The sequence below is a fragment of the Syntrophales bacterium genome (genome assembly GCA_023229765.1).
GTDB lineage: Bacteria > Desulfobacterota > Syntrophia > Syntrophales > UBA5619 > DYTH01.
The window spans coordinates 1-3892 of sequence record JALNYO010000079.1 but is presented as its reverse complement, the minus strand read 5'-3'; the positions used below and the strand labels follow the sequence as shown (position 1 = coordinate 3892).

Genomic DNA, 3892 nt, shown 5'->3' with positions numbered 1-3892 from the left:
TCAATGAAATATGAAAATGGTCATCGGAAATTAGGGCTCTGTCCCTAATTCTCCAAACCGGCACGCGCCTGATTTGACCCACCCCCCGCAAAAACGCTAAATTTAAAGACCTGACCCCCGGACTTGCAGGTGGGCTTGACTACCCTGCCGGCCATTTTTGTTGAGGGGAACCCCTCCGAAATCGCGCTGGTCGAAAACCTGCTCCGCCAGGACCTCACCTCCGTCGAAGAGGCCGAAGCCCTGCAGCGCCTCAAGGACGAACAGCAGTACAGCGACGAGCAACTGAGCGGCGTCATCGGCAAGGCCCGCACGACGGTTTCCGATATCATGCTGATCAATCGCCTGCCCGTGGCGATTCGCGACGAATGCCGGGGCGATCATAAGATCGGGAAGAACGTCCTCATCGAGATCGCCCGCAAGAAGCAGGAGCGCGGAATGCTCACGGCTTGGGACACCTACAAGGACAAGCGCGACAAGACCCCCGCAGGCAGGCAGAAGAGGGACCCGAACAACCAAGCCCAGGCCCTCGATGCGCTCGTGAAAACCGCCGCTAAAATCAGCGATATAGACAACTCCGCCTGGACGGATGACGAGAAGGAGGCCTACCGCGCCGCGCTCATCAACCTTCAAACCGCGATCGAAAGCTTCCTCAACCCGGCTTCCGCCCTGGCATGAGGAAGGAAAAACGCTAAATTTAAAGACCTGACCCCCAAACTTGCATTAAAGACGCCGTCAAAAAATAGAAAATGAACGAAGAAACAATCCTGAATCTCATAAAAAAAGGCGAATCCGAAACGGTCGAGTTCAAATCCACCCTCGACCAAGCGGCGATTGAAACGATTGCCGCTTTCGCCAATACAAAGGGCGGGTATGTTTTTGTCGGTGTTGCAGATTCCGGAAAGATTGTCGGTGTCCAGCTTGGCAACGAGACGATCCCGCAATGGCTCAATCAGATAAAAACCAACACGTTTCCAACTCTTATCCCGGATGTTGCGACCGCTGCCATTGACCATAAAGACGTCGTGATCTTTACGGTCGACGAGTTTCCGATCAAGCCAGTGAGCTGCCGAGGGAAATATCTGAAAAGAATCAGGAATGCAAACCATCAGATTCCCATTCACGAGATATCCGATCTTCATTTGCGAAGCTATCAGACAAGCTGGGATTTCTATTCCGACACCCGCCATGGACTGGCGGACATCTCTTTAGCGAAAGTAAGCAAATTCATAGAAATATCAAATCGGATTCGCCCCAATCCCATTCTGGACGATCCTCTCACGGTGCTGAAAAAATTCGAGTTAATCAAGGAAACATCGATTACGAATGGCTGCTATCTGCTTTTTGCAACGGAGGATGTCCTTTTATCCACGATAGAGATTGGACGTTTTGATAGCGACACCCTCATTCAGGACAGCCTAACCATCCGATCTGACCTGTTTGGTGAAGTGGATGCGGCGCTCTCGTTTATTCGAAAACATCTGAATCGATCTTACATTATTACCGGAGACAAACAGCGGGAAGAACGCTGGGACTATCCCCTCCCTGCGCTTCGCGAAATCGTGGTCAACATGATTGTCCACCGCGACTACATGAGTTCAAGCGATTCCATGATCAGAATATTTGACGACCGGATAGAATTCTTCAATCCCGGTCGCCTGATGGCCGGGTTGTCGATAGAGCAGTTGGTGCGCGGCAACTACGTCTCCGCCATCCGCAACAAACAGATCGCCACGCTTTTTAAAGAAGCCGGCATCATTGAGAAATACGGTTCCGGCATCAAACGGGTATTGGAATCTATAAGATCATACGGGCTAAAGGATCCGTCTTTTGAGGAGATCCAGGATGGGTTTCTGGTAACCTTTTTCAAAACCACCCAGAAAACCACCCAGAAAACCACCCAGAAAACCACCCAGAAAACATCCACGAAGGATAAAATAATTGATATCATCCGGGAAAATCCAAACCTTACTCGCAGCGAGATGGCGCAATTGTTGGGGAAAAGTCAAAATACCATCAAGGACCATCTGGCCGCGCTCAAATCTGAAAACCGGGTGGAACGAATCGGGAGCGACCGCGACGGTTATTGGAGAGTGAAGTGATAAAAAAATGGGGTCAGCATGTTCCCCCGCAAAACGCTAATTTTAAAGACCTGACCCCCAAAACCTGCGAGGTGAAGCATGGAAAAAGACCATCTGGAGATTCTGCTGGAAGACATTCGGGGAAAATTTGAGTTGGTATTGGAAGGCCATGATGCTCTTCATAAGGAAATCAGGGATACCAGAGAAGAACTATGTGAAAAGATTAATTTAGTTGACTTCAAGGTAGGGGCGCTGAACAAGAAAATTGACGACGTGCATGACAAACTCGACAAGAAAATTGACGACGTGCATGACAAACTCGACAAGAAAATTGACGACTTTCATGACAAACTCGACAAGAAAATTGACGACGTGCATGACAAACTCGACAAGAAAATTGACGACGTCCGGTATGAACTAGGCCGAAAAATCGACACTGTTGCCGCCGACCTTACCGCCCACCGCCGGGACACGGAGGCCCATTCCCCGGTGTACCGGGTAAAGGAATAATTGCGGTCACCCCCCCCGCAAAAACGCTAAATTTAAAGACCTGACCCCCAAAAAAGGCAAAAAGAAGGTGTTAACATGATAAGAGCAAATTTTACCATGAAGTTGGATGAACTGGATGCCGGATTGATTGAAAAGCTGAAAGGTCTCTTTAAGAACGATAAATTGATTGAAATCAACGTTCTGGATGACAGAGACGAAACGGAATACCTGCTTTCAACGCCGGCGAATCGCGAGTCCATCCTCAGATCGCTCGATCAACTGAAACGCCACGACATTATTTCAAAATCCCCCAATGATCTCGGGATATGATCATCTTCACAAAAGAGGCTTGGGATCATTATCTCTACTGGCAAGGCGGCGAGAAGAAAATCGTTGAGCGCATCAATATGCTGATCAAAGACATCCTGCGCGATCCTTTTCACGGCATCGGCAAACCGGAGCCGTTGAAAGGCCAGTTGTCCGGGTTCTGGTCGCGGAGGATCAACGATGAGCATCGGCTGGTCTATCAATACCGTGACGGCGAAGTGATTATCATCTCGTGCCGGTTTCATTATTAATGTTTCGATATCCCCCCGCAAAAACGCTAAATTTAAAGACCTGACCCCCAAGACTTGCGATGCAACTTTACCTGTTTTGGTAACCGTTTATTTTCCAAGATCTGAGCGTTACTTTGAAGGAGGCGAAAAGCATGCGGATAAAATATTCCAAGGAATCTGATATACTTCTAATCAGTTTGCGGGCAGGAAAGCCGGCAGATTCGATTGATCTGAAAGAAGGCGTCATTCTCCATCTTGACGACAATGGGCTCCCACTCGAAATTGAAATCCTCGATGCCGCAAAGTTGTCTATGATTGATGAGATCAGCGTCTCGCCAGCCTTCGGGCGCAAGGAAGAACTGACGGCGGCGATATAGAACTGCCTCTCCCCTCCGTAAAACGCTAAATTTAAAGACCTGACCCCCAATAAATGGGGACATTTTAGGAAATTGCGAAGCGATTTACAAAGATGTCCCCATTTATCCGCAGGGAGAGCTTTGAATTTCTCCCGAAATGTTGTTAATTGTCATTCCCGTGAAAACGGGAATATGGTCTTTTCGGGAACTTATAGATTATGAACATTAAGCTTCGCTTTCCCGCCTTCGCGGGAATGACAAAAGGGTATAGATTTTCAAAGCTCTCGCAGGGAAAATAGGGCTCAGTCCCTAATTTCTTCCCTAATTTCTCTGCGGTTCAGGAAGTCTTGCAGGGAAGGATTGTCGATCCAGGAACGTCAGTTATCGCGCATACCTCAGAAATAAGGGAAAT

General features: G+C 48.5%; 6 protein-coding genes. All 6 read left to right on the top strand.

Annotation, left to right across the window (positions count from 1 at the left end; genetic code table 11):
- Positions 1-129: 129 nt before the first annotated feature.
- Positions 130-675, top strand: coding sequence for a hypothetical protein (locus tag M0P74_18100; GenBank protein MCK9365499.1), 546 nt, complete (start codon positions 130-132; stop codon positions 673-675).
- Between the two features lie 71 nt (positions 676-746).
- Positions 747-2099 (top strand): putative DNA binding domain-containing protein, encoded by a 1353-nt coding sequence (locus M0P74_18095; protein MCK9365498.1) that lies wholly within the window; start codon positions 747-749, stop codon positions 2097-2099.
- 78 nt (positions 2100-2177) lie between these two features.
- A complete protein-coding gene (locus M0P74_18090) occupies positions 2178-2588 on the top strand; it encodes an apolipoprotein A1/A4/E family protein (protein ID MCK9365497.1) in 411 nt (136 codons plus the stop codon).
- Positions 2589-2663: 75 nt separating this feature from the next.
- On the top strand, positions 2664-2897 hold the full coding sequence (locus tag M0P74_18085) for a hypothetical protein (GenBank protein MCK9365496.1): 234 nt from the start codon (positions 2664-2666) through the stop codon (positions 2895-2897).
- Positions 2894-3145 carry a Txe/YoeB family addiction module toxin gene (locus tag M0P74_18080; protein MCK9365495.1) on the top strand — a complete coding sequence of 84 codons (252 nt, stop codon included), beginning with the start codon at positions 2894-2896 and terminating at the stop codon, positions 3143-3145. Before M0P74_18085 ends, M0P74_18080 begins: the two co-directional genes overlap by 4 nt.
- A 131-nt stretch (positions 3146-3276) precedes the next feature.
- Positions 3277-3501 (top strand): DUF2283 domain-containing protein, encoded by a 225-nt coding sequence (locus M0P74_18075; protein MCK9365494.1) that lies wholly within the window; start codon positions 3277-3279, stop codon positions 3499-3501.
- Positions 3502-3892 lie beyond the last annotated feature (391 nt).